This window comes from Erysipelothrix anatis, assembly GCF_009828745.1.
In the GTDB taxonomy this organism is placed as follows: domain Bacteria; phylum Bacillota_I; class Bacilli_A; order Erysipelotrichales; family Erysipelotrichaceae; genus Erysipelothrix; species Erysipelothrix anatis.
The window spans coordinates 302704-325953 of sequence record NZ_WTSX01000001.1; the positions used below are offsets into that span (position 1 = coordinate 302704).

15 protein-coding genes are annotated in these 23250 nt (G+C 38.3%); 3 read left to right on the forward strand and 12 right to left on the reverse strand.

What is annotated here, in order from left to right; all coding sequences use genetic code 11:
• The 3 genes from GVV19_RS01290 to GVV19_RS01300 form a co-directional block, all read right to left on the reverse strand.
• Positions 1-2419: InlB B-repeat-containing protein (locus GVV19_RS01290; RefSeq protein ID WP_201288177.1), on the reverse strand; the 2419-nt coding region annotated here is incomplete at its 3' end.
• Between the two features lie 278 nt (positions 2420-2697).
• A complete protein-coding gene (locus tag GVV19_RS01295) occupies positions 2698-4596 on the reverse strand; it encodes an InlB B-repeat-containing protein (RefSeq protein ID WP_159644962.1) in 1899 nt (632 codons plus the stop codon).
• 348 nt (positions 4597-4944) lie between these two features.
• Positions 4945-5895 carry an alpha/beta fold hydrolase gene (locus tag GVV19_RS01300; RefSeq protein WP_159639394.1) on the reverse strand — a complete coding sequence of 317 codons (951 nt, stop codon included), beginning with the start codon at positions 5893-5895 and terminating at the stop codon, positions 4945-4947.
• Between the two features lie 157 nt (positions 5896-6052).
• On the opposite strand from GVV19_RS01300, the gene GVV19_RS01305 reads away from it, so the two are divergent.
• On the forward strand, positions 6053-6517 hold the full coding sequence (locus tag GVV19_RS01305; protein ID WP_159644964.1) for a hypothetical protein: 465 nt from the start codon (positions 6053-6055) through the stop codon (positions 6515-6517).
• Between the two features lie 11 nt (positions 6518-6528).
• On the opposite strand, the gene GVV19_RS01310 is transcribed toward GVV19_RS01305, so the two are convergent.
• The 8 genes from GVV19_RS01310 to GVV19_RS01345 all read right to left on the reverse strand — a co-directional run bounded on the left by GVV19_RS01310 (position 6529) and on the right by GVV19_RS01345 (position 17729).
• Positions 6529-6993 (reverse strand): hypothetical protein, encoded by a 465-nt coding sequence (locus tag GVV19_RS01310; protein ID WP_159644966.1) that lies wholly within the window; start codon positions 6991-6993, stop codon positions 6529-6531.
• Positions 6990-7481 (reverse strand): hypothetical protein, encoded by a 492-nt coding sequence (locus GVV19_RS01315; protein ID WP_159639398.1) that lies wholly within the window; start codon positions 7479-7481, stop codon positions 6990-6992. Before GVV19_RS01315 ends, GVV19_RS01310 begins: the two co-directional genes overlap by 4 nt.
• 181 nt (positions 7482-7662) lie before the next feature.
• The gene (locus GVV19_RS01320; RefSeq protein WP_159644968.1) at positions 7663-10221 is read right to left on the reverse strand and encodes an InlB B-repeat-containing protein; all 2559 of its coding nucleotides are present in this window, start codon (positions 10219-10221) and stop codon (positions 7663-7665) included.
• Positions 10222-10522: 301 nt separating this feature from the next.
• Positions 10523-11947, reverse strand: coding sequence for a glycogen synthase GlgA (glgA, locus tag GVV19_RS01325; RefSeq protein WP_159639400.1), 1425 nt, complete (start codon positions 11945-11947; stop codon positions 10523-10525).
• 30 nt (positions 11948-11977) lie between these two features.
• On the reverse strand, positions 11978-13774 hold the full coding sequence (glgB, locus tag GVV19_RS01330) for a 1,4-alpha-glucan branching protein GlgB (RefSeq protein WP_159644971.1): 1797 nt from the start codon (positions 13772-13774) through the stop codon (positions 11978-11980).
• 22 nt (positions 13775-13796) lie between these two features.
• Positions 13797-14951, reverse strand: a complete 1155-nt coding sequence (glgD, locus tag GVV19_RS01335; protein WP_159644973.1) for a glucose-1-phosphate adenylyltransferase subunit GlgD — start codon at positions 14949-14951, stop codon at positions 13797-13799.
• Positions 14951-16087: a glucose-1-phosphate adenylyltransferase gene (locus tag GVV19_RS01340; RefSeq protein WP_159639403.1), complete on the reverse strand. Its 1137-nt coding sequence runs from the start codon at positions 16085-16087 to the stop codon at positions 14951-14953. Before GVV19_RS01340 ends, glgD begins: the two co-directional genes overlap by 1 nt.
• Positions 16088-16517: 430 nt before the next feature.
• Positions 16518-17729, reverse strand: coding sequence for an ABC transporter substrate-binding protein (locus tag GVV19_RS01345; protein WP_159644976.1), 1212 nt, complete (start codon positions 17727-17729; stop codon positions 16518-16520).
• A gap of 702 nt (positions 17730-18431) precedes the next feature.
• On the opposite strand from GVV19_RS01345, the gene GVV19_RS01350 reads away from it, so the two are divergent.
• Both GVV19_RS01350 and GVV19_RS01355 read left to right on the forward strand, forming a co-directional pair.
• Positions 18432-20168, forward strand: coding sequence for a sensor histidine kinase (locus GVV19_RS01350; protein ID WP_159644978.1), 1737 nt, complete (start codon positions 18432-18434; stop codon positions 20166-20168).
• Positions 20169-20170: 2 nt separating this feature from the next.
• A complete protein-coding gene (locus GVV19_RS01355; protein WP_159644980.1) occupies positions 20171-21748 on the forward strand; it encodes a response regulator in 1578 nt (525 codons plus the stop codon).
• A 50-nt stretch (positions 21749-21798) separates the two neighbouring features.
• Here GVV19_RS01355 and GVV19_RS10740 read toward each other — a convergent pair.
• Positions 21799-23250, reverse strand: a 1452-nt coding sequence (locus GVV19_RS10740; protein WP_201288178.1) for an InlB B-repeat-containing protein, incomplete at its 5' end; no start/stop codon positions are given.

Below are 23250 nucleotides of genomic sequence, written 5' to 3' on the forward strand. Positions count from 1 at the left end.
TTTCGCTCGTAACAGGTGTTGTAAACCCTGCATCTAAGAACCAACCTTCAAAGGTATAGCCTGATTTTGTTGTGACATATTTCGTTCCAATAAGGCTTCCATTTTCAAACTCAATCGGTGCAAGTGTCGTTCCGCCATTTGTTTCAAATGACAAGATAACTTTCTGTACAACTGGAATTTCTTTCCATTGTGCGTAGATTGTCATGTTTGAGGCGATAGTCGTCGCAGCCGTTACAGGTTCTGTAAACCCTGCATCTAAGAACCAACCCTCAAACGTATAACCTTCACGTGTTGTTGTGTGATTCAAGCCTACTAGGCTTCCATGTGATAACGTTTGTGCCGTTAGTGGTGAACCACCATTAACTTCAAAAGATAGTGTGTAGTTATTCGTTATGTAGTCGACTACGACAACTGTATCTTGTTTAATGCGTTGTTCTTGATTCCAAACTGCGTTCAATGAAGCATCAGTATAAAGTGTGTATGTGTATCCTACTTTACTTAAAAGCTGTTTGTATGCATTTGGCGTTACTGTATTATATGGCACATCATTCACTGTAGTGATAATATTTCCAGTTATATCAACAAAATCCACTTTGAATCGTTCGACTTCAGTTTTAGCATATAAAGTCATATTTTGCGTTACTTTTCCGTCAAACATATCCCAAATGTTAATGAGATCGGGTTCGGTAAACCACCCTTCGATCATATGACCTTCAATGACGATACCAAAGATATCTTCCATTGGGATTGTATCACCATGTTTTACTTTGGATGTATGGATTACATTGTTATTGAATTTAAAGTCTACATTATAAACTTTAGGAACCCATTTTCCATACAACGTTACATCATCAGTTACTTTATTGGTCTCGAAGTTCCATTTATTTGTAAATGTTGCATCGGTATACCAGCCTTCAAACGTATGACCGATTTTCGTTAAGGTTGTAGGTTCAGTCACTGTTGTATTGTGTAGTACGTCATTAAGTTCAATACGTGCAGGTTCTGTATTCGTCACATAAGTTACTTTATGTTTAACTTCTTGTTTTTCTCCTTGGAAGAAGTGGAACTCTCCAAGGTAAGAATTATCAGTTGCAATGAATGAAATTCCAAAAAGACTTGGGAATTGTTCGCGGTTATAATCCATTGCTAACCATTTTTGCGCAAGTGGTGCCGGTACGATAACACGACCCTTAGCATTGTCATAAGTTAATTCATTCTTATTATTACCATATAAGATTGCTTGAGCTGTTGGATGACCCCCGCGATTCTTGACACCTGAGACATCAACAAAGTACTGTTGGGTCGCTTCGTCAAAATTAATCGTTGTTTCAATCCGTTGATTTTCATTATAGAGTGTGCTCAAGTTTGTACCTTTCGCTTTGAATGCTGAAAAGTCTTGAATCATGTTCTTATGTTGATTTCCACTGTAGTAATATGGATCATTATTTGAAACATTGAGCATCATAAGATTTGGTAGTGATGCTAGTGGTGTAATTACTTTGATTTCATTACTTCTAAGATCAATTCCAGTTGCATTCACCATGTTTGCAAGAAGTGTCGTATCGGAAAATTTTGAATCGTAAATACGAATATTAACGAGTGTCGTCATATCTTTAATCGATGCGACTTGTTTATCATCAAAACCTTCGCCCGATAACGTAATATCCACTAGCTTCAAGTTTGAGATTGGTTCTAAGAATTGTGGTGTGTGCTCAACAGTTCCACCAGAAATTTGGAAGCCTCCTAATTGAATGGCATTTTGCATGCCATTTAGGTTATTAACATGTGAATCCATGAGTCTGAATGACTCAAGTGCCAATAACTTATCGAGCCCTTTCACATTTCCAAATGATTTCAGTCTCATAAATTCTAAAACTCGTAAACGCCCTAATGATGATAATTCGGAAAAGTCATGATTGAGAAGGTCAACACTTTCAAAAGCAAGTGCTTGGATCGTATTGAGCTCTTCTTGCGTGACTATGTCTTTACTTGTCTTGCTTAATCTTGCACCAACTACTTGTTGGTTTAATGGATTTTTAAACCATTCTCCAAGCGTTTTCGATTCAGCTGCATTGACTACTTCAGGTTGTAGCGATTTTTCGACAGCAACCTCAACTTTATCATTTTCGCTAATGACAGCTTGTGGCACGTCATCTTTCGAAACATCCTTATCTGCTTCCTCAAATGATTTAGTATTTTCAATCGCGTTTGGATCCAATGATTTTTCTTGGTCTTCAACGTTCAAAGAATCTTTATCTATTTCTTGTTTATTGCTGTCTGTATTCGATACTTCAGCGATTTGTGCTTCGCCAGCGACTTTACTCTGGTTTTCGTTGGTCTCTTTTTCAATAGTGGCACTGATTGGCATCATCACCATGATAAGAAAGAGAACAACACCTAAAATAGATGTCTTTTTCATTTTTGTCCCCCCATTTGGACAGAAGCTATCTTTCACGGTTTATTAAAGCGCTCAAGACAATCTTCTATGTTCTTTAATTATAGATTCAAATCTTTAAAATGTGCCCTTCTTATATTTTCACTTTATTAATAAATTTTGCAGTATAATCGTCTGTTTGTTAGGAATGTCAAGTGGTTGCGACTCGGTCTTCGGTACTTAAAGAAAAAACCACACCACCTTGTCTCTTCTCAAGATTTGGGGTGCGGTTTAAACACATAATTCTCTTTTAATTATTCAAACTATTTTTCATCTCGCTTTTTAGACATAAATGTAATCCCGAATCCAACAAATGCGATTGCTAATCCAACAAAGATATAATCACTAGAACTCATTCCAGTTGCAGGTAACACTGCATCCGTATTTTTGTTCCATTTTGCATAGATTGTCATATTTTCGGTGATTGTTGTTTCGTTGTTAACAGCTTGTTCTAATTCAGCATCCATGAACCATCCGCCAAATGTATATCCTTTTTTAATTGTTGAATGATTCGTTCCTATCTTGCTTCCTTTTTCAAACACAATTGGTGCTAACTCAGAACCACCATTTGCTTCAAATGTTAACGTTACTTTTTCAGTGACAGGAATTTCTTTCCACTGTGCGTAAATCGTCATATTTTCATTGATTACAGTTGTATTGGTAAGTGGTGTTGTAAGTCCTGAATCCAAGAACCATCCGTCAAAAGTATAACCTGATTTAGTGGTAGTGTAATCCGTTCCAATCAGACTTCCTTTTTGGAATTCATGTTGGGCAATCGATGTTCCTCCATTAGTTTCAAACGATAAGGTAACTTTTTTCGAGATTGGGATTTCTTTCCACTGTGCATAGATCGTCATATCTTCATTGATAGCTGTTGAGGCTGTTACTGGATTTGTAAAGGTACTATCTAAGAACCATCCTTCAAAGGTATAGCCTGATTTGGTTGTTATATGGCTATTACCTATAAGACTTCCAAATTCAAGATTCATCGGTTCTAAAGTTGAACCACCATTTGTTTCAAATGATAGTGTAAATTGCTCTTTCGTATAATCAACATAGAAAATAACATCTTCAGAAACGGTATATCCTTCAGATACCCATTGTGTCGTTAGAGCTTGATTAATATAGATTTTATAAGTATGGCCTAACTTCGAAATTGCATTGACATAGGAACTTGGCACTGAATTGTTGTAGATGACATCCTTGAACTCTACGAGAAGTGTATTTGCGGTATCAACAAATTTAACATTATATTTTGCCGGTGTCCATTTAGCATATAACGTCATAGATCCTTCTACTGTATCGGTGTCAAAATTCCATGGTGTTAAGAGTTCTGCATCGGTAAACCATCCATCGAGTACATGACCTGTTTTCGTAACATTTTCTGGTTTAGAAATTGTTGTTCCCTGTTCAACGTCAAGATAAGATGTAACTGGTGTTCCCCCATTGGATTCAAAATCAACCGTATAAGTAGGTATTTTATCAATCCAAACTGCTTTGAAGATAATTGTGTTTGAACGTCGTTCTGATTCAGGAATGACCATTGTATCTACATCCCATGGAATCATGGTGGATCCCTTCACTAAAGCCCAATGGCTAAATTCAGCATTCTCTTTAGTTGGTACTTCATATCCCTCAAACATTGGAAGTTTACCATTGATGTATGATGGAACAATATTTAAATCTGTTCCATTCTCAAATTTTCCACCATCAGCAATGTAACGTGCATTAATACGTCCAACATTTGTTGATGATGACGGCATGCTAACATTGTCTGCTACATCTTCATCGAGAACAACATCGATACGTTTTATTTCAGTTCTCCAAACATCAGTGCGAATGAATACATTGTAAAAATTGTCGACTTCATTTCCCGAAACAATTGAATACGAATCAAGTAAGTTACCACCATTTATCTGGTCGTAGTGTTCAACACGGAGCTTAACGCCATTTACGCGACTAGAATCTTCACGGCGAATAAGTTCTCCACGTATCAAGAAGCCGGGTGTCTCTTCATAGATTCCATAACTGGATAATACAGTGTTCTTAGGAGTCAATGCTTCAGCTTTAATCGTGCTGATGCCGTTCCCGTTACCAATTACGACAGTTATCATCAATACACACGCCAGCAATAATGCTGCGAATTTTTTTCTATATTTCATACTTTACCCCCTATGGTAAGATTTTGTTGAAGTGTGGCCCAACATATTAAGCCTTCAGCAAATTTGTAGAAAAAATCAGTTCCGACGAAGATGTGTCTCATAATCAAAGCTACATCCTTGCCGGTAAGCTATCTTAATTATACCGTTTTCTTGCATTGGCGTGCACTTTCCATAATTGCACTTTATTAATCAATTTTGCGATTTTAATTCCGGTTTTATGTGTTTTGTTTAAAATAATAAGTTTGTTCTGACAAATGACAATTTATCGTAACAATTCGCAAGATATCATAACTTTTCGGGCAAATACTATAATAAAAAGAGACCTTCGAAGAGGTCTCTTAAGTAAATTTAGTTTTTAACAACAAATTCGTTTAAGAATGCTTTTGTTTCCTTAACAATCAATTCTGAGTGTTCAAAGTGTAGGAAGTGATCTCCATCAATAAGCATCATTTTTGAAGTATCTACTGAATTAGCTTGTTCCTCATGCAATGCTTGCCATGTCGGAATTGCATCATTAAACTCTTGCACAAACAGATAAACAGGCATATCTTTCGGTAATGAATAGCCTTTGGCATCGTCAAAGATTTGTGGTAAGTTCTCTAGCTCATTCAATAGTGTGTCGTTCAAACTCGTATTACGGGTGAAGTAAACATATTGGTCCACATCTTTCTCCGGTACAAATGCTGGAACCGGTGCTTTACCAAATGGTGGTGTCATTGAAAGTTGTAAGAAGCCAAGTTTATCAGCCATACGCAACATTTTAGTATCCATTGAGAACATCGGTTGGGTAGGAACACTTGTATCAATACCAATGAATGCTTTCGCTTCCCCAGGATAGGTGTTGATGTAACTCAACATGTAAATACCCGCAATTGAGTGCCCCATAAAAATAAAGTCATCAATGCCCTTCGCTTGAAGCGCCATATGAATTTCTTCAACCATGTTAGCAGTTGTTCGTTCGCGATCCGTTTGATCACTTAAGCCGTATCCGAACGGTTCTACTAAAACAATGCGATAATCATCTTTCATTTTTTCAATAACTGGATCAAAACTTATTTTAGGAGCAATTGTTCCATAACCCGGTAACAAGACAATTGTTTCTTTTCCTTCACCCTCGCCGGTAATGTACATGTTGATGTTGTTACCAAAGACTTCTACTTTTTCACCATAATCCTCAATTTTCTTACGGTCTGATGCTTTACCAATTTTTCCAAAGATAAACATTGATGATAACAACACAAGGGCAGTTACCACAATTCCAATTACGATTCGTTTAAAATATTTCCAAAATTTTTCCATTTTTATACCTTCCATCTCCTCAGAATGTTTTGATTATTCTCAAACATTCAATCGGTATGTTTATGGTAACGCGTTTATTTAGAGATGTCAAATATTTACTCTCAATACATTTTGAAATATATGTGATAGAATTTATTCGTAGGGGGGAAACACTACAATGAAACAATCAGCAACACAGAAAGCAAAAATTATTTTTGGATATACAGTCTATGGATTGGGCATCGGTGGTATCGTGTCATTGATACTCGTACTTACAAAGAAAATACCCGATAAGTTTGAGCAGATTATGGCAGTTGCCTTACCTATTGCAATCATCTATATTACATATAAAGTAATCAAGACATTTAACACCATCGAGCTTGAAGATGATTCTGTATGTATTCGCACAATTTTCGGCAAAATGCATACTTTTACCCGCAATGATTCTGAATTTTATGGCAATATTGGTGGTTTTACAATTTACCAGCAACAATTCGCGCCACTCTTATATTTGACAATTGTTCAAAAATCAAACGGAACACAACGTCGTTTTCCACTTGCTGGATACGATCAAATAGCAATCGATCGCATCGAATCAGTACTTTTTGATGTGATCGACCAAAAAAAAGACCACTACTCGTAGTGGTCTAAATATTAGTTTAAGCGTTGTGGTTCATCCTTAACGGTATGCCCTTTGAGAATATTAAATAATTCGTCAAACTGACGTGGACCAAGTGGTTCGCAATTCAACATTATTTCTTGATCGCCTTGGTATACATACAAATTAATTGTATCGGTTGAACCTTGGCTTGATACTGTTTTATAGCCAAATTGGCAATTTTCAAAATTATAGCGTGATTCTTTTGAACCAGACTTATAAGTAAGTCCTGTGTCATCAACTGTTACGACTACTTTTTCATCAACGACTAGCATTTTTAACATCCAAAGGAAGATTAATGCAGATAGTCCTATCGCAATCATTTCTTGCATTTTTGCTTCAAGCCCTGTAAATTGGAGCAAGAAATATGCAGCAATATAAATAAAGACAGGCGTGAAAAGAGTGTACAATAGATTTTTAATAATGTTTATTGGTGTACGTTTAAAGACGCGATTTGTCATTTTGTAACTTCCTCCACACTGTATAAGTTTGTGTCTAAGTCATAACTTAAACGATATGTTGTGTTCGCCGCACAGTTAATTTCAACATGTACTGGATCGGAATACGTCGTTACACTCTTATGAACGACACCGGGCTTGGTATTCTCATAACTTACTAAGAGCTTGTTTACACCCGGTTTTACAAGTACGCCATATTTCATCTTTTCGGAGTAATACTGTGATTCTTTAGTTGTTGCTTTATTGAATGTCTTAAAGTCCAGTTGGACGGGCTCATCGTTTACTTCATACAGATGAATTGTTGTTGTACTGATATATCCTTGTTGATTCAATAGAATACGTGCAGCATCTGGATGATTGTCTAAGAAATCGACCTTTCCCGCCTTTGCACGTCTCATGGAAACGATTGAAAAAACAACCGCAATAAACATAAATCCAACGTATAACCATATCATTGGATTTTCATTCACAAAACTTATGATTTTATCCATAATTCTCCCCCATATTTATTTGGTCTATTCGCGATAAGCGTGGCTTCCATCCCCTGATGCATTCTAAGCGACCCTATCACAATATAATAGTTGTACCATATGTGCTTTAAGATTACCATAAGCAGTATTATTTTCTTTCTAAAATTTAACAAAAGCGCTTCGAATTCGAAGCGCTTTTCCCTTAACGATTTACATTACGGCGTTTACGTGCTTCTTGTAACAGTGTAATCCCCACTACAACTAGTACTAATCCCGCCACGAATTGGTACGTTGGGTGTACACCTGCTGCTGGAAGAGTTGGCTGCGGTGCTGTGGCATCCAATACTTTATCAACCGCACGCCACTTCGCATAGAGCGTCATCGTTTGATGGACAGTGTCCACATCAAAGTTCCATGGCCGTGTGAGCGTTGTATCGGTATACCAACCTTCAAAAGTATAGCCGTCTCGTTGTGGATCATTTGGTTGTGGAATGCGAGTATTTTTTTTAAGACCGGTTTGTGTTGGAACGGCAGATCCGCCATTACTATCAAAGTGAACCGCAACATCACCATCAGTGCTTCCACTTTCAGAGTCTGCGAGTACCCATTTGGCATGGAGTGTTAATGCTTCGTTGACCGGATTCATTTCGAAATCCCAAAGCACGACCAAATCCTCATCTTCATACCATCCCGCAAAACGGTAACCATCACGGGTTGGATCATTTGGTTGTGATACTTTCTCACCGTGTGAAACTGTTGTATTAGCAACAACTGATCCCCCATGCGTTTCAAAGGTAACCGGATATGTCTTAACATTCCATTTTGCGTATAATGTCATTTCACTTATTGGGTAATCTTGATCAAAGTTCCAACGTGTGGTGAGATCTTTATTTTGATACCAACCATCAAAAATATATCCGACGCGAATTGGATCTATCGGTTTTGGAATCGGCATTCCGTGTTTTGCGACTATACTTGGAATCGTAGTACCGCCATTGCTATCAAAATGAATATTATAGGAATTTAGTAGCCATTTAGCATGAAGCGTTGTATCTTTCGTAACCACCTGAGCATTAAAATCCCACTTCTGTGTCAATGTTTCATCAAGATACCAGCCATCAAATTGATACCCTTCTCGCGTCGGGTCATCGGGCTGAGGAACTTGATCTCCATGATTGATGTCTTCTAGAGTCGCCACCGAACTTCCACCATGGGATTCAAACATTACGTTATATCGTTGATAATCCCAGAGTGCATGCAGGACCGTATCCTCAGTCACCGTGTCTTTTGTAAAGTTCCATTTTTGCGTGAATGTTGCATCATGGAACCATCCATCAAAGCCATATCCTTCACGACTTGGTGCTGCTGGTTCCTTTATCGTTTGATCGTATTTTACATTTTTAATTGGTGCAACGGGAGTCCCACCATCAGTTTCAAACGTTACAGTATATTTCACTTCATTCCATGCTGCGTATAGCGTCATATCATTGGTAACTGTATGTTTTTTGAAGTCCCATTTTGTTTTTAGCGTTGCATCGGAATACCAGTTTTTAAAGGTGTAACCAGGACGTGTTGGTGGTGTTGGTGCCTGAATTGTGGTGCCATGGTGCACACCCGGTATCTCGGCAATTGGGGTTCCTCCATTGCTTTCAAATTCAACCGTGTAGATGGATTCATTCCACGATGCATACAGTGTTATCGATTCGGTCACAATATCCTTATCAAAATCCCAAATTTCCGTAAGTTGGGTATCTTTGTACCATGCTCCAAATCCAAATCCATCACGGAATGGTTCGTCAGGTTCCACCAACAATTGGCCATAGGGCGCATTGTTTATGGGCTGGACGGTCGTTCCGCCATTACTGACAAAACGTACTGTATATACCTCTGGTGTCCATTTCGCATACAACGTCATAGCACCGGAAACCTTGTCTGTATCAAACTTCCAAGGTTGCGTAAGCGCTTCGTCATGATACCAACCGGAAAATGTATGCCCAACCTTAGTTGGCGGTTCTGGTGCAACGAGTAGGCTTCCATGTTCGACGTTGTTTTGTGAGTTCACCGGTGTTCCACCATTTGCCTCAAAGGAAACTGTATAGGTTTCCATTTCCCATTTTGCAGTAAAAGGTGCATTCCCTTCCGCAAGGTTATCCAGTTCATTCCACACAGTTCCATCATTGGTTAACCAATATAAAAAAGTTCCCCCATCACGGGTTGGAATTTCGTAATCATCATAAAGTGTTATTGGTTCACCATAATATTGGCGAATCGAGTTGAATTCATAGCCTGAGCTAAACATTCCACCAGCTGCGTCATAACGCATGGTCTTTGGTGAAACAGGACTGTACGATGCCGAACCACGTTCCACAGAATAGTCTAGACTTTCGTCGAGGACAACATCCACCCGTTTAGCACCATTACTTAAGTTACTCATTTTTTGTTTGAAGTTATAGGTTGTGTCTGTGGGACCTGTTGTGTAAACCTCTTCTTTAATGACGGTTCCGCCAACTTCCTGGTCATAATACAACCCCCGTAATGCGACGCCTTCAGATACCTTTTCTTTTGTATCTGCACGCCGAACAACGGCCGCCACCTCAAACTGAACATTATTACTAAATTTCTCAGAAATCAAAATGTCTCCGCGATTATTGATTGCTCGCGTGTCATCATTCGCAAACCCCAAATTTAAGTTACTCATAAATACTGTTGTTATCATTAACAACACAAGCAAAACTTGAACTAACTTCTTTTGTCTTTTCATTTGCCCCTCCTCAAATTCGAAACATCTGTTTCTATACAATAGTGTGAGATGTGGATCCATTAGAGGTTGTATTGATATGCATATTAAATTTCAAAATCTGATTTTATTGATTAAAGACTGTAACTTCCCCACATTTCTAACCTATTTATACCTATAATATCGTGATTACATCGGATACGGTATTAAGTAACTGCAAATGTTATGTGAAAATCAAGGAAATGTGGACATTATGAAAACCCTTAAAATTAGAGGCACAGTGCACATATTCATAAAAAAACCCACTCGATGGTGGGTTTTTCATTTACAAGCTGCGATACAACTCACGATAAGCTCGGGCTGATTCTAGCCAATCAACATCCGTTTTCATGGCATTTGTTTGGAGCGTTTTCATGAAGCGTTTGTCCCCAAAGACACCCACAGCACGCTCAATTGCACTATAGAATTCATCATTGTTGAAGTAAGTGAATGAAACACCTGTTCCCTCACCTGTATAAACATTATAAGGAATTACTGTATCTCTTAATCCACCTGTTTCATGCACAACTGGCAACGTCCCATAACGCATTGATATGAGCTGCGAAATACCACATGGTTCAAATGCTGATGGCATCAAGAAGAAGTCACTTCCAGCATATATCTCGTGCGCAAGATTTTCATTGTAGCCTTTATAGAAACAAACATTCTTCGGATACTGATATGCCAGATACGCAAGACGGTCTTCATAGTGCGGATTTCCAGATCCTAATACAATCACTTGTGTCCCCATTCGGACAAGGTCTTCCATCGTATCAATTAAAAGCGTTACACCCTTTTGATCCGTGAGGCGTGTGACCATACCGAAAAGTGGAGTGTCAGCATCTACGGTTAAACCATATTTTGATTGTAACGATGATTTATTGGGTGCTTTCAAGTCTAGGGAATCCAGGTCGTACGGTGACGTCAATAAGGTATCCTTCGCAGGATTCCAAAGTTTTGTATCGATACCGTTAACGATACCTACTAAGTCCGGTTCACGAAGACGAAGTACACCATCCATCCGCTCACCAAACTCTGGTGTTAAAATTTCCCGTGCATACGATTGGGAAACAGTTGTAATTTTATCGGCATAAAAGATGCCACCTTTCATGTAGCTAATGCCATCATCAAAGTTTACACTGTTGTCGTACACGAGATCCATTGTAAGATCAAAGCAATCAGTTAAAACACTATTGGGAAAATTACCTTGGAATGCCAAATTATGAATGGTATAAACATACTTTAAATGAGCAATACGTTCGTGCCATTTAAACAATGTTTTTCCAAGTACAGGAATCATTCCAGTATGCCAATCGTGGCAATGGATTACATCAAACGCAGTATCATGTTCTAAAATGAAATTCATAACAGCAAGTTGGAAATATGCAAAACGACCACCATCATCAACATAACCATACAAGTTATCGCGTTCAAAGTACTCACGATTTTCTACAAAATATGTCGTAACGCCACTAATTGTATGCGCAAAAATACGTGATTCGTTGTCAAACATACCATGCTTCACATGAATTGTCTTAACGTACTCCAACTCTGGCATCATTGTTTCTATGATTGTTTGATACAACGGCATAATCACCGAAACAGTTACTGCGCGTGTTTTTAACTTAGCCGGGAGTGAACCAACAACATCTGCAAGTCCCCCACTTTTGGCATAAGGCAAGCCTTCACTTGCGGCAAATAATATATTCATTCTGTCTCCTTTAGTCTTTCGGACTGCTTACTACGATTCTTTGATGAACATCATGCTCCCAAAAGGCGCAATGCGTGTCCGAATTCGATAATCTAATTGATGTAGCGGTTCAGTACTGCTGGATAGCGTCGTATAGTTTGTCATATCACAGCCTTCGTAAATTGCTTTCTCCGAATTAATAAGTTCACGGTAAACTCCCGCTTCAGGGACACCCACGTCATAAGTTTCATATGCGTTTGGTGTCATATTCAGAACTACAATAATGGTACTTGTTGTTCCAGCCCGATAGTAACTAAAAATACTCAAGTCACTATTATCAACCTCAATCCATTTAAACCCATCCAAGGTATAATCCTTTTCATATAAGGCATCATGATGTGTATAAACATGATTAAGATCTCGCATATACCGTCTAAAAGCATCATGGCGCGAATAGTCAAGCAGGAACCAATCAAGTGGTTTTTCCTCATCCCATTCGCGGAAATGAGCCAATTCATTACCCATAAAATTCAATTTTTTTCCAGGATGCGTCAGCATGTACATGTATAAATTTTTTGCTAATGCAAATTTTTGATCATAATCGCCCCACATTTTATCGACAATGGTCTTCTTACCATGTACAACCTCATCATGAGATAACGGCATTAAGAATCGTTCACTATAGAAATACGCCATGCTAAATGTAATCGCATGATGGTGATCTTTTTTATAAACTGGATCCAGCATATAGTAACGAAGGGTATCATTCATCCATCCTAAATCCCATTTATAATCAAAGCCAAGACCACCATCCGCAACCGGATGGGTTACTTTACCATAATCACTGGAATCCTCAGCAATCAACATTACCGTAGGATAGTTTGCTTTGAGACAAGCATTCATTGTTTTTAGGAAGTGGATTCCTGGTTCGTTAACGCCATGGTCACGATTCCCCTGATAATAAATTAAATGGGATACGGCGTCCATTCGAAGTCCGTCGATGTGACACATTTCAATCCAATAAGCGACACTCGATAAAAAGAAAGTTTGATTTGCGACGCGAGAATAATCAAAATACAAAGTTCCCCACTCTGATTCATCCACGTTTTCATAAAGTGCACTGCCATCAAACTGGCGTAATCCATGCGCATCTTTGACAAAATGAACGGGCACAATATCTAAAATGATGCCATAGCCATGTTGATGCAAGACATCAACAAATTTTTTAAATTGATCAAGTGATCCGTACCGTTCTGTAACAGCAAAAAATCCTGTCACCTGATATCCCCAAGACCCTAAAAATGGATGCTCAGTAATCGGCATCAGTTCGACATGTGTATACTGCATAAACTGTAAGTAGTCTATAAGCTTGTATGCAAGCGATTCGTAGGTATCGATACCATCATGAACCCAAGACCCCAAATGCACTTCGTAGATGTGCATGGGTTTGTCCATATTCGTCGTCCGTTTTGTCATCCATGCATCATCATTGAATTGATATCGGTTGATGTCAACAACTTTGCTGGCATACCCCGGTGCTAATTCATGATAAAAACCATAAGGGTCCGACTTCTCGACATATGCCCCTTGATGGTCAAAGATACCAAATTTATAGACCGTCCACTCGCCGATACCTGCCACAAATAATTCATAGACGCCAGCATCATTGATACGGTGCATCCAATCTTGATAATAGTTCCAACCATTGAATGCGCCAGCAAGACTTACTTTTGCAGCACTTGGTGCATAAACACGAAAGACGACACCACCCTCAACAAGATGCGCACCAAAATAACGGTACGCATCATGACTGAGTTGATGTGGAAACGTTGTAACATCAAAACTCATAAAAGTTCTCCTTATCAATAAATTACAGGGTATCTTGGCATTCGACACATGCACCTTTGCCAATAATTATTGGTGCATATTTTGTTCCAACTACAACCGCATTCGGTTGTACAACAGCACCTTTTTCAATGATTGCATACTCAACACGCGCACCTTCACACACTTTAACGCCTGAGTGAATAATGCTGTTCGATACATGCGCATTCGGTGCAACGGAAGATTTTCGCGAAATAATCGACGAATCCACGCTTCCCTCAATAATACATCCTGTTGCTAACTCAGCATTATGAACGGATGCACTTTCAGCATAATAGGTCGGAACCCCACTCTTTGAACGTGTATTGATCGTGTTACTACCTTTAAACAAAGCATTAAGGTTGGTTGGCTCAAGCATCGACATATTTGCCGCATAATATGAAGATAACGAATTAATAACTTCTAAATATCCGGTATATTCATACATACTTGTGCGATACAAGAGTGAATAACTACGAATTAGTGACCCAATATCTACAAAGAGATTTCCTGCCTCAGCACGATCAAAAATATCAAACAAGACTTCTTTATTTACAAGATAGACATGACCATCGATTGCATGACGTTCTTCCTCTTTGGTATTCCCTAACATAACGCCTTCAAGATAGTCTTCATCATCAATTCGGTAGTACTCGTCCGCTTTGTATGTTTTTGTTTTTTCTGTAGGGATTGATTTATAAGCAATTGTTATTTCGGCATCACGTTGTTGATGAAATTTCGTCAAAGCTTTAACATCAACATTATGAACGGCATCCCCTTCCATTATTAAGACGTAATCTGCTTCGGAACGATCAATAAAAATACGTTGATTTTCGTAGTATCGTTCTCCAGTCTCGAGCATCAAGAAATCAGCGAGTTTACGACGTTGTTGTGAGAATGTGAAGATTCCACCACTAACTGCACCGTGTAAATCCCATTCACGACCACTACGAACATGGTCATAAATAGCACGTCCACTTTCCTCAATAAAAATTGCTACTGAGTTGATGTGTGCCGATGAAATTGCCGATAACGAGAAGTCAATAATTCGGTAACGTCCTGCGAAAGGCAATGCCGCGATTGGGCGTTGTTTCGTTAACGGATGCAATCGTGTTTCATGACCCGCAAGGTTGATAATTGCACATACGCTATTCTTTTTCATTATTTCTTTACCCCCACAACTTCGTGATATCCAATAACTTGAATTTCATCTTTGCTTCCGATGACTTGAGAGCCATCCGCAATCACTGCGTGTTCACCAATAATTGCATATTCAACATTGACATTTTTTCCAATAGACGCCCCAGCCATAACAATTGATTGCAAGACCGAACTATCAGCACCCACTTTAACATCTTGAGATAACACAGAATGTTGAACCGTGCCATCGATATAACACCCATCACCAATCATTGCATGTTTCACATATGCGTTTTTAGCAATGTATTGTGGTGGTGAGATGGTATCTTTCGTATAAATTGGCCAATGGCTATCACGTATATTCAAGCTATGTTCCAAATCCAAGAATTCCATGTTGGCTTCCCATAAACTTTCAATGGTTCCAACATCTTTCCAATACCCTTCAAAGGCATACGCAAAGACTCGCTCTCCATTCGCAATGTACGCAGGGATGACATTTTTACCAAAGTCTTCCATACTTCGTTCCGTTGCTTGGTCATGGACCAACATAGCACGTAATTTAGGCCAATCGAAGATATAAATCCCCATCGACGCTAATGTACCTTTAGGTTCTTCTGGTTTTTCATGAAACTCAATGATACGACCTGATGTATCTGTTTCCATGATGCCAAAACGTGAAGCTTCTTCCAAAGGAACATCGATAACGGCGACCGTTAATGCTGCTTCGTTTTCTTTATGGAAATCAAGCATTGCTTCATAATCCATTTTATATATATGATCCCCTGATAATACCAATACATAATCAGGATTTTTAGAATCAATATAACTGATATTTTGATAGATTGCATTAGCGGTTCCACGGAACCATTTTTCGCCATCTTGACTTGAGAAAGGTTGTAGTATTTTAGCACTACTATTGCGTCGTGAGAGTCCCCATGATGCACCATTTCCGATATGCTCATTCAATTCAAGGGGTTGGTATTGTGTGACCACACCCACATCAAAAACATTTGAATTCGCACAGTTACTTAATGTAAAATCAATAATTCGATACTTGCCACCAAACGGAACAGCAGGCTTCGCAGTTTCTTTGGTTAATTTACCCAAACGCGTTCCTTGCCCTCCCGCCAAAATCATTGCTACCATTTCATGTTTCATACTACTTCCTCCTGTAGTCCACAGTAAAAAGCAACATATACCCCCCCATAGCATATTTTGAATATTATCTACGTTTAATATATGTCAACTTCCCAACAAATTAACAGATATTGCGCCAGCATTTTTCATTGATAAGAACACTAAGTTATCGCCTGAATATGAAAAAAAACCACCCAAAGATTACTTTTTAATGGTACTTCACTAAAAAAATAACTTTGAATGGTTAGCTCTAACTTATGTATAAATTATAGCTATTTTGGTGTGTTTTGTCAATGGTTCGTGAGATTTCAAACGTAATTTATTGCGTTTATTTGTAGGATAATGACATTCCCTCACAAACCTTGTTTTCGATTCACGGCAACGCCACCCAGAAACAGAAATCGTACCCCATAGGATACGATTTTGATTACAACATTGTGAAGGACTCGCCTTATTTGTACGCACGCTCTAAACGACTTAGAATCTCTTGCGCACGGAGTCTATTATCTATTGGATGGGGCGCATAGATTACCGCAGCAACTTCATCACTTAAGTTTTTTTGAAATTGTGTCGATTGGTTGGGGTATGCGAAAGGTTCTGCATTTGCAGAGCGTGACTGCAAATGATCCATATGAGGATTTTCTTGATAATAGTCATTATTTTCTTCAATATCTGCTGGAGCTGATCCGATAACACGCGCAAATTCTTTTTGACACAGCGGTCGGGCCATGTATTGAGCGACTTGTGCAGCTCTTTGGGGATCCTTTGAATCTTTACGTATCGCGAGGGCATTGGAATATAATGTTCCATTCTCATGTCCTGTTCGCGAAGGCATCGGGATTAAATCATAATTCATATTAGGTGCTTCATCTTGAAGAAGCCCAATGTACCACGTTCCTGCAGTTGTCATGAGTGCAGCACCATCTGCAAAAGCATCGCCATCCCATGTATATCCTTCATCTTTTGGATTCATTGCAAGACCATCATCAAACATTGAAAAAATGTATGTGAGGGCATCACGATTCGCTTCTGAATTAATCGCCGACCCAAAACGCCACCCTCCTCCAAAGGAATTCATGTATTGCGTCAAATGGAACGCATCTTCTGTATTAATGATCAAACCCTTGACACCATACTTGGCAACTTCTTGGGAAATTGTACGCACCTCATTCCACGTTTTAGGATAAGCACCCAAATTATACATATTCCACATATCACGATTAATCGCCATAACAGCTGGGGAGGCCGTTAATGGAATTCCATATTGTTTTCCCTTATAATTCCATGCATTCACAGCCGAAGGCTTGGACGTTTCTAGATCAATATTAAATTCATCCAATGGCAACAAAAAACCGGCCTCAATGTATTCCAAATGATTTTCATTCGTAAGCGAAATAATATCTGGAATTTTGACAGTTTCATCCCGATTAACCATTGCATTCCAAAATGCCGCCGCACTCTCATATTTAAGCAACTCCACACGCGTATTCGGTACAGCATCTTCGATGCCTTCAATTGCAGTTTGATATACTAAATCTTCTCTTACGTCTCCCCAATACGCAACAGCGATTATACTTTCTTTATCTTCATTTTTTTTACTTGTTGAACATCCCGTAATGATCAGCATCAGTACAATAAATAAAGATATGATTTTCTTTCGCATGACACATCTCCATCTTCTATAAAAAGTATAATATAGATAGTTGCTTCCTTTTATTCTCTATATTTGCACTTCATTAATGAATTTTGTCATTTCTGTATAAATTGTGTCTTTAGACAAATATTCTTTATATTTCTTACTTAAAAGTGCAAAAATAATTAAGAAAATGCAATTATTAAAGGGGCACAAAACGCATTATATTAACTATAATTTAAGTAGATTTAGAAGACAACTAGCACATCACATCAACATATCATGATGCGAATTACTAGTTAAATAAACATTAGGTCGGGGGGGCTAATGCTTATCGAATCCGCCTTGCAACATATCATACAAGGTTATGCTAAATCTACATCGAATGCGTCGGACACTTGAACATAATCTAAGCACGATTGACATTCTACAAAACCAATGATTGTTGGGTCGGGGGGGGCTAACATTCATCGGTAATACCTGGTTTCCTACCAGGTCGCCTTTCAATGAAGAACAGATATCGTATTTACAAGTGTGCAAGCACTTAAGATACCAAGGATACAACCTATATCCTTGGTATTTTTTGCGTCTCAATTATGTGAGTCTACTGCACACCTAAATGTGTACTGTGTTATAATGTGAATAGTATTTCAAGACTTTATACTTATTTCGTCATATTTGTTCTTCGATGCTTATTATGACGCTTTATTTCAAACGAAAGATAGGGAGGCCTTGGGACATCACGATATCGATTCGATACCCCCACTTACACTGATGCAAAAAGATACAATCAAACATAACATTATCAAAAAACAACTCCTAATGATCATACCGATTTTGACATTAGTTTTTGTTTTATCTTTTTATACGATTATTAAAACATTTACAGAGCGGATAACTCAGACAAGCAATATCAGTTTGCATCAAATTGATAATATGTTAGATACCAGTCTTCGCCAATCAATTAAGTCTCTTGAGGCACCATACGCAAGTCAAGAGATGATGGATATCTTACGCCAAGACCCATCAACCTATATTGATGATGCTTGGGCAAATCAAACTGATACGATTCAAATGAATCAACAGCTTCGTTATCGAATCTTGAATGCCAATATATCTATTTCAAATGTTTCACTAATTCCCGCGAACCGTCAAGAAGTATACCGCAGTGCACTTGATATTACTGCCGCTAATGCCATTACATATACAGACGCAATCGCATCCGAATGGTATCAAAAAGCACTAAGCCAACAATCATACTTTTTACACATTGATAAGAGTTGTGACGATTGTAAGGATCTCTCCGTTATCCAACGCATCAATGATCCAATTACTCAAGACACGCTTGGTGTTTTAAAATTAGATGTCGATATGAAACAACTTGAGAGTTTTGCAATCAATGCGTTAATTAATCCTGATGATTTTATAATTATCGGAATTGGTGATGAGAACCTACAATATTCGTTAGTTGACTGGGAAATTGTGAAAGTTCCTAATACTGCAGATTTCTTTGTTATTACCGAATTTGAAGGAACCTACCCTGGATTCTATTTTTCTTATATAACCAACTACAGCAAAATGTTTACAGTCCTTGCAGTTCAATCACTCATCTTGTTAACGGGGTTTATTCTATTAATCTATATTGTGATGCGAAACATTACAAAAGTCACTGACTCAATTGCCTCACCGGTCTTAAGTCTTAAGAATGATATGCGTGAGGCCATGGATGGCGATTTAACTGTCCGTAGCCCTCAACTTGAAGGTGAGTTCCAAGAACTAAGTGATGCCTTCAACAGCTTGATGGAGCAGCTTGAAATTCAGGTTGAAGATATTCGTCAAGCGGAAATAGATAAGAGTGCCTTACGCTATGAGATACTTCTTACAAAAGTAAATCCACATTTCTTATACAACACACTTAATGCTATTAAATGGAAAGCTGAATCAATATCTGCGTACGAACTTGCAGGTTCAATTGAAGCACTCGTCAATTATCTCAAATCAATTCTTCGCAACGACAGTAGTACCAACACCGTTGCTGAAGAACTCGAACTACTCGAAAGCTATATTAAAATTATGCGCCTTCGCTATTCCGATGAGGTGGATATCGATTATGATATCGATGAAGAGACCTTTGACATAGAAATCATGAAATTCATCCTTCAGCCACTCATCGAAAATGCTTATATTCATGCATTTAGCGATGACAAAACGGATCAAGTGATTCAAATTTCAATCATGAAACACGACCAAGAGATGATTATTAAAGTCCGCGATAACGGTAAAGGGGTACCGACAACTAACCTTGAAACACTTACGAGCAAACGCAACTCATCAAGCACCCAAGTTGGATTAAACAACTTAAATCAACGATTAATTCAACACTATGGTGAGGTTGCTGCATTAACGATTGAAAGTGATGGTCAAAGTTATACACAATTTGAAATTCACATACCACTGGATGAAGCTTAATTATGAAAATACTCTTTGTCGATGATGAACAAAAAATCCTTCAGTATCTGAAGATACTGGTGAACTGGGACGATCACGGTTACGAATTCTTAACCGCCAGCAATGGAAAAGAGGCTATCGATATTTTACATGATCAAAATATCGATGTCATGTGCTTGGATATCACGATGCCAGTTATGACTGGATTAGATGTCCTTGAGTGGATGTCAACACGAGACTTTGCAACGCGTGTAGTCGTTATGTCAGCTCATGATGAATTCGAAATTGTTAAAAAAGCAATGCTCTACGGCATTCACGACTATATTCTAAAAACGGATATCTCACGTGAAAACATCATAAAGATGATTGATGGCGTCAGTGCGGATAATGAGAAAAAACGCACCAACGGTGAAAAAGATTCCCTCATAGCAGAATATCAAATCAAAGAAAAATACAACGAAACACTCGCACAATTTGAGCATTGGTTGTTTCAACGCAGTAATACCATGCCAGATTTATCTGTAATTGATATTCCGCAACAAACACCACACTACCTTCCAATGATTATTGCTATTGAAAATTTTGACCACGTTCTCGAACGGTATGCCGAGCGTGATATTCTTGAGTTTGACTTTGTTCTCAAGAATATTATTCAGAATACTTTTTTAGAATGTACCTTCTTGCACGTAACTGAAAAATCAGGCGCCTACGCAATTCTATTAAATCTACACAATTCTTATTTTTTTGGTGACTTCAATAAGACAATCCAGGACAAGGCAAATCAACTCCATAAGAGCCTCAACAAATTTTTAGACATACAAAATTCTGTCTATTATATTGATGAGGTTGTGGCACTTGATGACGTTAAACAAACATTCCAAAATCTTGAAGCATTGCACGAAATGCATCGCCTCAAGGATGATACAACGGTCCACAACATCTCAGAATTCACATTTATCAACGATTCGAAGCAAGCAGGTAGCCAACAATTCTTGAGTGATTTGCACGCTGCCTTTGACCAAGAAAATTTTGGGTCAATTGAATTAGTTATGGATCAGTACATCGAACAAATTTTCCAAGAGAAAATAATCCTTACGTATGATCAGTTTGCACTCATGATTCATAATGCATTTTACGTTTTCATTGAAAAGAAAAAACTTGAGTTTCCAAATTTCAATCTTACTGCGATGCCTAGTCTGGAAATGATGAAAACAACACTTCGAGACTTTATGCTACCGATGCAAGACAAAGAACTTGCAAGCTCCTCAAACTATGTCGTCAATAAAGCGATGATGTATATTAAAAACCATTACCATGAAGATATCCACTTGACGGTTATTGCGGAAAACGTTGATGTTACACCATCATACTTGAGCCGTCTTTTTCCGAAGATTATCGGAAAATCTGTCGTATCATATATTAATGAAGTTCGAATTATCAAAGCAAAAGAGCTTATCGAAAATGAGAATCTCAAGTTTTACGAAATCTCAGAAATGGTTGGGTTTAGTTCCCCGATCATTTTCTCGACAACTTTTAAAAAAGTTACAGGTGAAACACCTGGTGATTATCGAAAAAACTACTTCGCAAACAGAAAAGCGTAAAAAAGAACCACAGCCACTCGGTTGAGAGCTGCGGTTCTTTTTTTTAGTTGCTAATTATTCTCTTGTTTCTTTCCTTTTAGTGAGAGGTAGAGTCCACTAACAATAAGGGCTGCTCCGCCAACTAAAATATATGAATTGGATGCTAATCCGGTTGCAGGTAAGACTGGTTTTGCTTCATTCTTTTCGTAGATTGCATAAAGCGTGATGTCTTCAGCTACTGCGATTGATGTATCGAAATATTGACCTTTACCATCTGCTTGTGTATTCCAACCTTTGAAGGTGTAGCCGTCTTTAACTGTTGCTGGTATCTTTGCACTTGGTAATACCGTATTGATTGCAACTACAACTGGTGTTTTAATACTTCCATCAACAAATGTCACGGTTACTGTTTCTACTGGGACAATGTTCTTTTCGTAAATCGCGTAAACTGTTTGGTCAGCAGTGATTGGTTGTGTTAAGTCAATCATTAACCCTTTGCCGTCAGCTTGTGTATTCCAACCTTTGAAGGTGTAACCTGCTTTAGCTGTTGTTGGAACTTGATCAGCTGACACTACAGTATTGACGTCAATTACGACTGGAGTTGTTGTTTCATCATCAACGAATGTGATGGTTACTTTTTGTACAGGTTCAACATCTTTGTCATAGATTGCATAGACTGTTTGGACCTCTGTGATAGCTTTTGTGAAATCTATCTTCGTTCCAAGTCCATCTACTTTTGTGTTCCATCCCTTAAAGGTGTAACCAGTTTTAATTGTTGAAGGAATTCTATTTGTTGGAATTACAGTATTAATATCAACTGTAACCTCGCTTGTTAGTGTTCCAACTACAAATTTAACCGTTACTTTTTGAATTGGAACAATATTTTTTTCGTAAATTGCATATACTGTTTGATCTGCTTTAACTACCGCTGTGGTATCAAATGCAGTTCCTTTGCCATCGGCTTGAGTATTCCATTCTTTGAATGTATAGCCCTCTTTAACCGTTGCAGGAATCTTGCTTGCATCTAACGCTTGGTCGTATTTCGTAACAACTGGTGTTGATGTTGTTCCATCCACAAACGTTACAGTAACATTGTTCGCTTCATAAATTGCATATACTGTTTGATCTGCTTTAACTACCGCTGTGGTATCAAATGCAGTTCCTTTGCCATCAGCTTGAGTATTCCATTCTTTAAATGTATAGCCCTCTTTAACCGTTGCAGGAATCTTGCTTGCATCTAACGCTTGGTCGTATTTCGTAACAACTGGTGTTGATGTAGATCCGTCCACAAACGTTACAGTAACATTGTTCGCTTCATAAATTGCATATACTGTTTGATCTGCTTTAACTACCGCTGTGGTATCAAATGCAGTTCCTTTGCCATCGGCTTGAGTATTCCATTCTTTGAATGTATAGCCCTCTTTAACCGTTGCAGGAATCTTGCTTGCATCTAACGCTTGGTCGTATTTCGTAACAACTGGTGTTGATGTTGTTCCATCCACAAACGTTACAGTAACATTGTT

Coding starts and splice junctions, on each gene's coding strand:
- GVV19_RS01295 (WP_159644962.1), bottom strand. CDS start 4,596: ATGAAATATAGAAAAAAATTCGCAGCATTATTGCTGGCGTGTGTATTG.
- GVV19_RS01300 (WP_159639394.1), bottom strand. CDS start 5,895: ATGGAAAAATTTTGGAAATATTTTAAACGAATCGTAATTGGAATTGTG.
- GVV19_RS01305 (WP_159644964.1), top strand. CDS start 6,053: ATGAAACAATCAGCAACACAGAAAGCAAAAATTATTTTTGGATATACA.
- GVV19_RS01310 (WP_159644966.1), bottom strand. CDS start 6,993: ATGACAAATCGCGTCTTTAAACGTACACCAATAAACATTATTAAAAAT.
- GVV19_RS01315 (WP_159639398.1), bottom strand. CDS start 7,481: ATGGATAAAATCATAAGTTTTGTGAATGAAAATCCAATGATATGGTTA.
- GVV19_RS01320 (WP_159644968.1), bottom strand. CDS start 10,221: ATGAAAAGACAAAAGAAGTTAGTTCAAGTTTTGCTTGTGTTGTTAATG.
- glgA (WP_159639400.1), bottom strand. CDS start 11,947: ATGAATATATTATTTGCCGCAAGTGAAGGCTTGCCTTATGCCAAAAGT.
- glgB (WP_159644971.1), bottom strand. CDS start 13,774: ATGAGTTTTGATGTTACAACGTTTCCACATCAACTCAGTCATGATGCG.
- glgD (WP_159644973.1), bottom strand. CDS start 14,951: ATGAAAAAGAATAGCGTATGTGCAATTATCAACCTTGCGGGTCATGAA.
- GVV19_RS01340 (WP_159639403.1), bottom strand. CDS start 16,087: ATGAAACATGAAATGGTAGCAATGATTTTGGCGGGAGGGCAAGGAACG.
- GVV19_RS01345 (WP_159644976.1), bottom strand. CDS start 17,729: ATGCGAAAGAAAATCATATCTTTATTTATTGTACTGATGCTGATCATT.
- GVV19_RS01355 (WP_159644980.1), top strand. CDS start 20,171: ATGAAAATACTCTTTGTCGATGATGAACAAAAAATCCTTCAGTATCTG.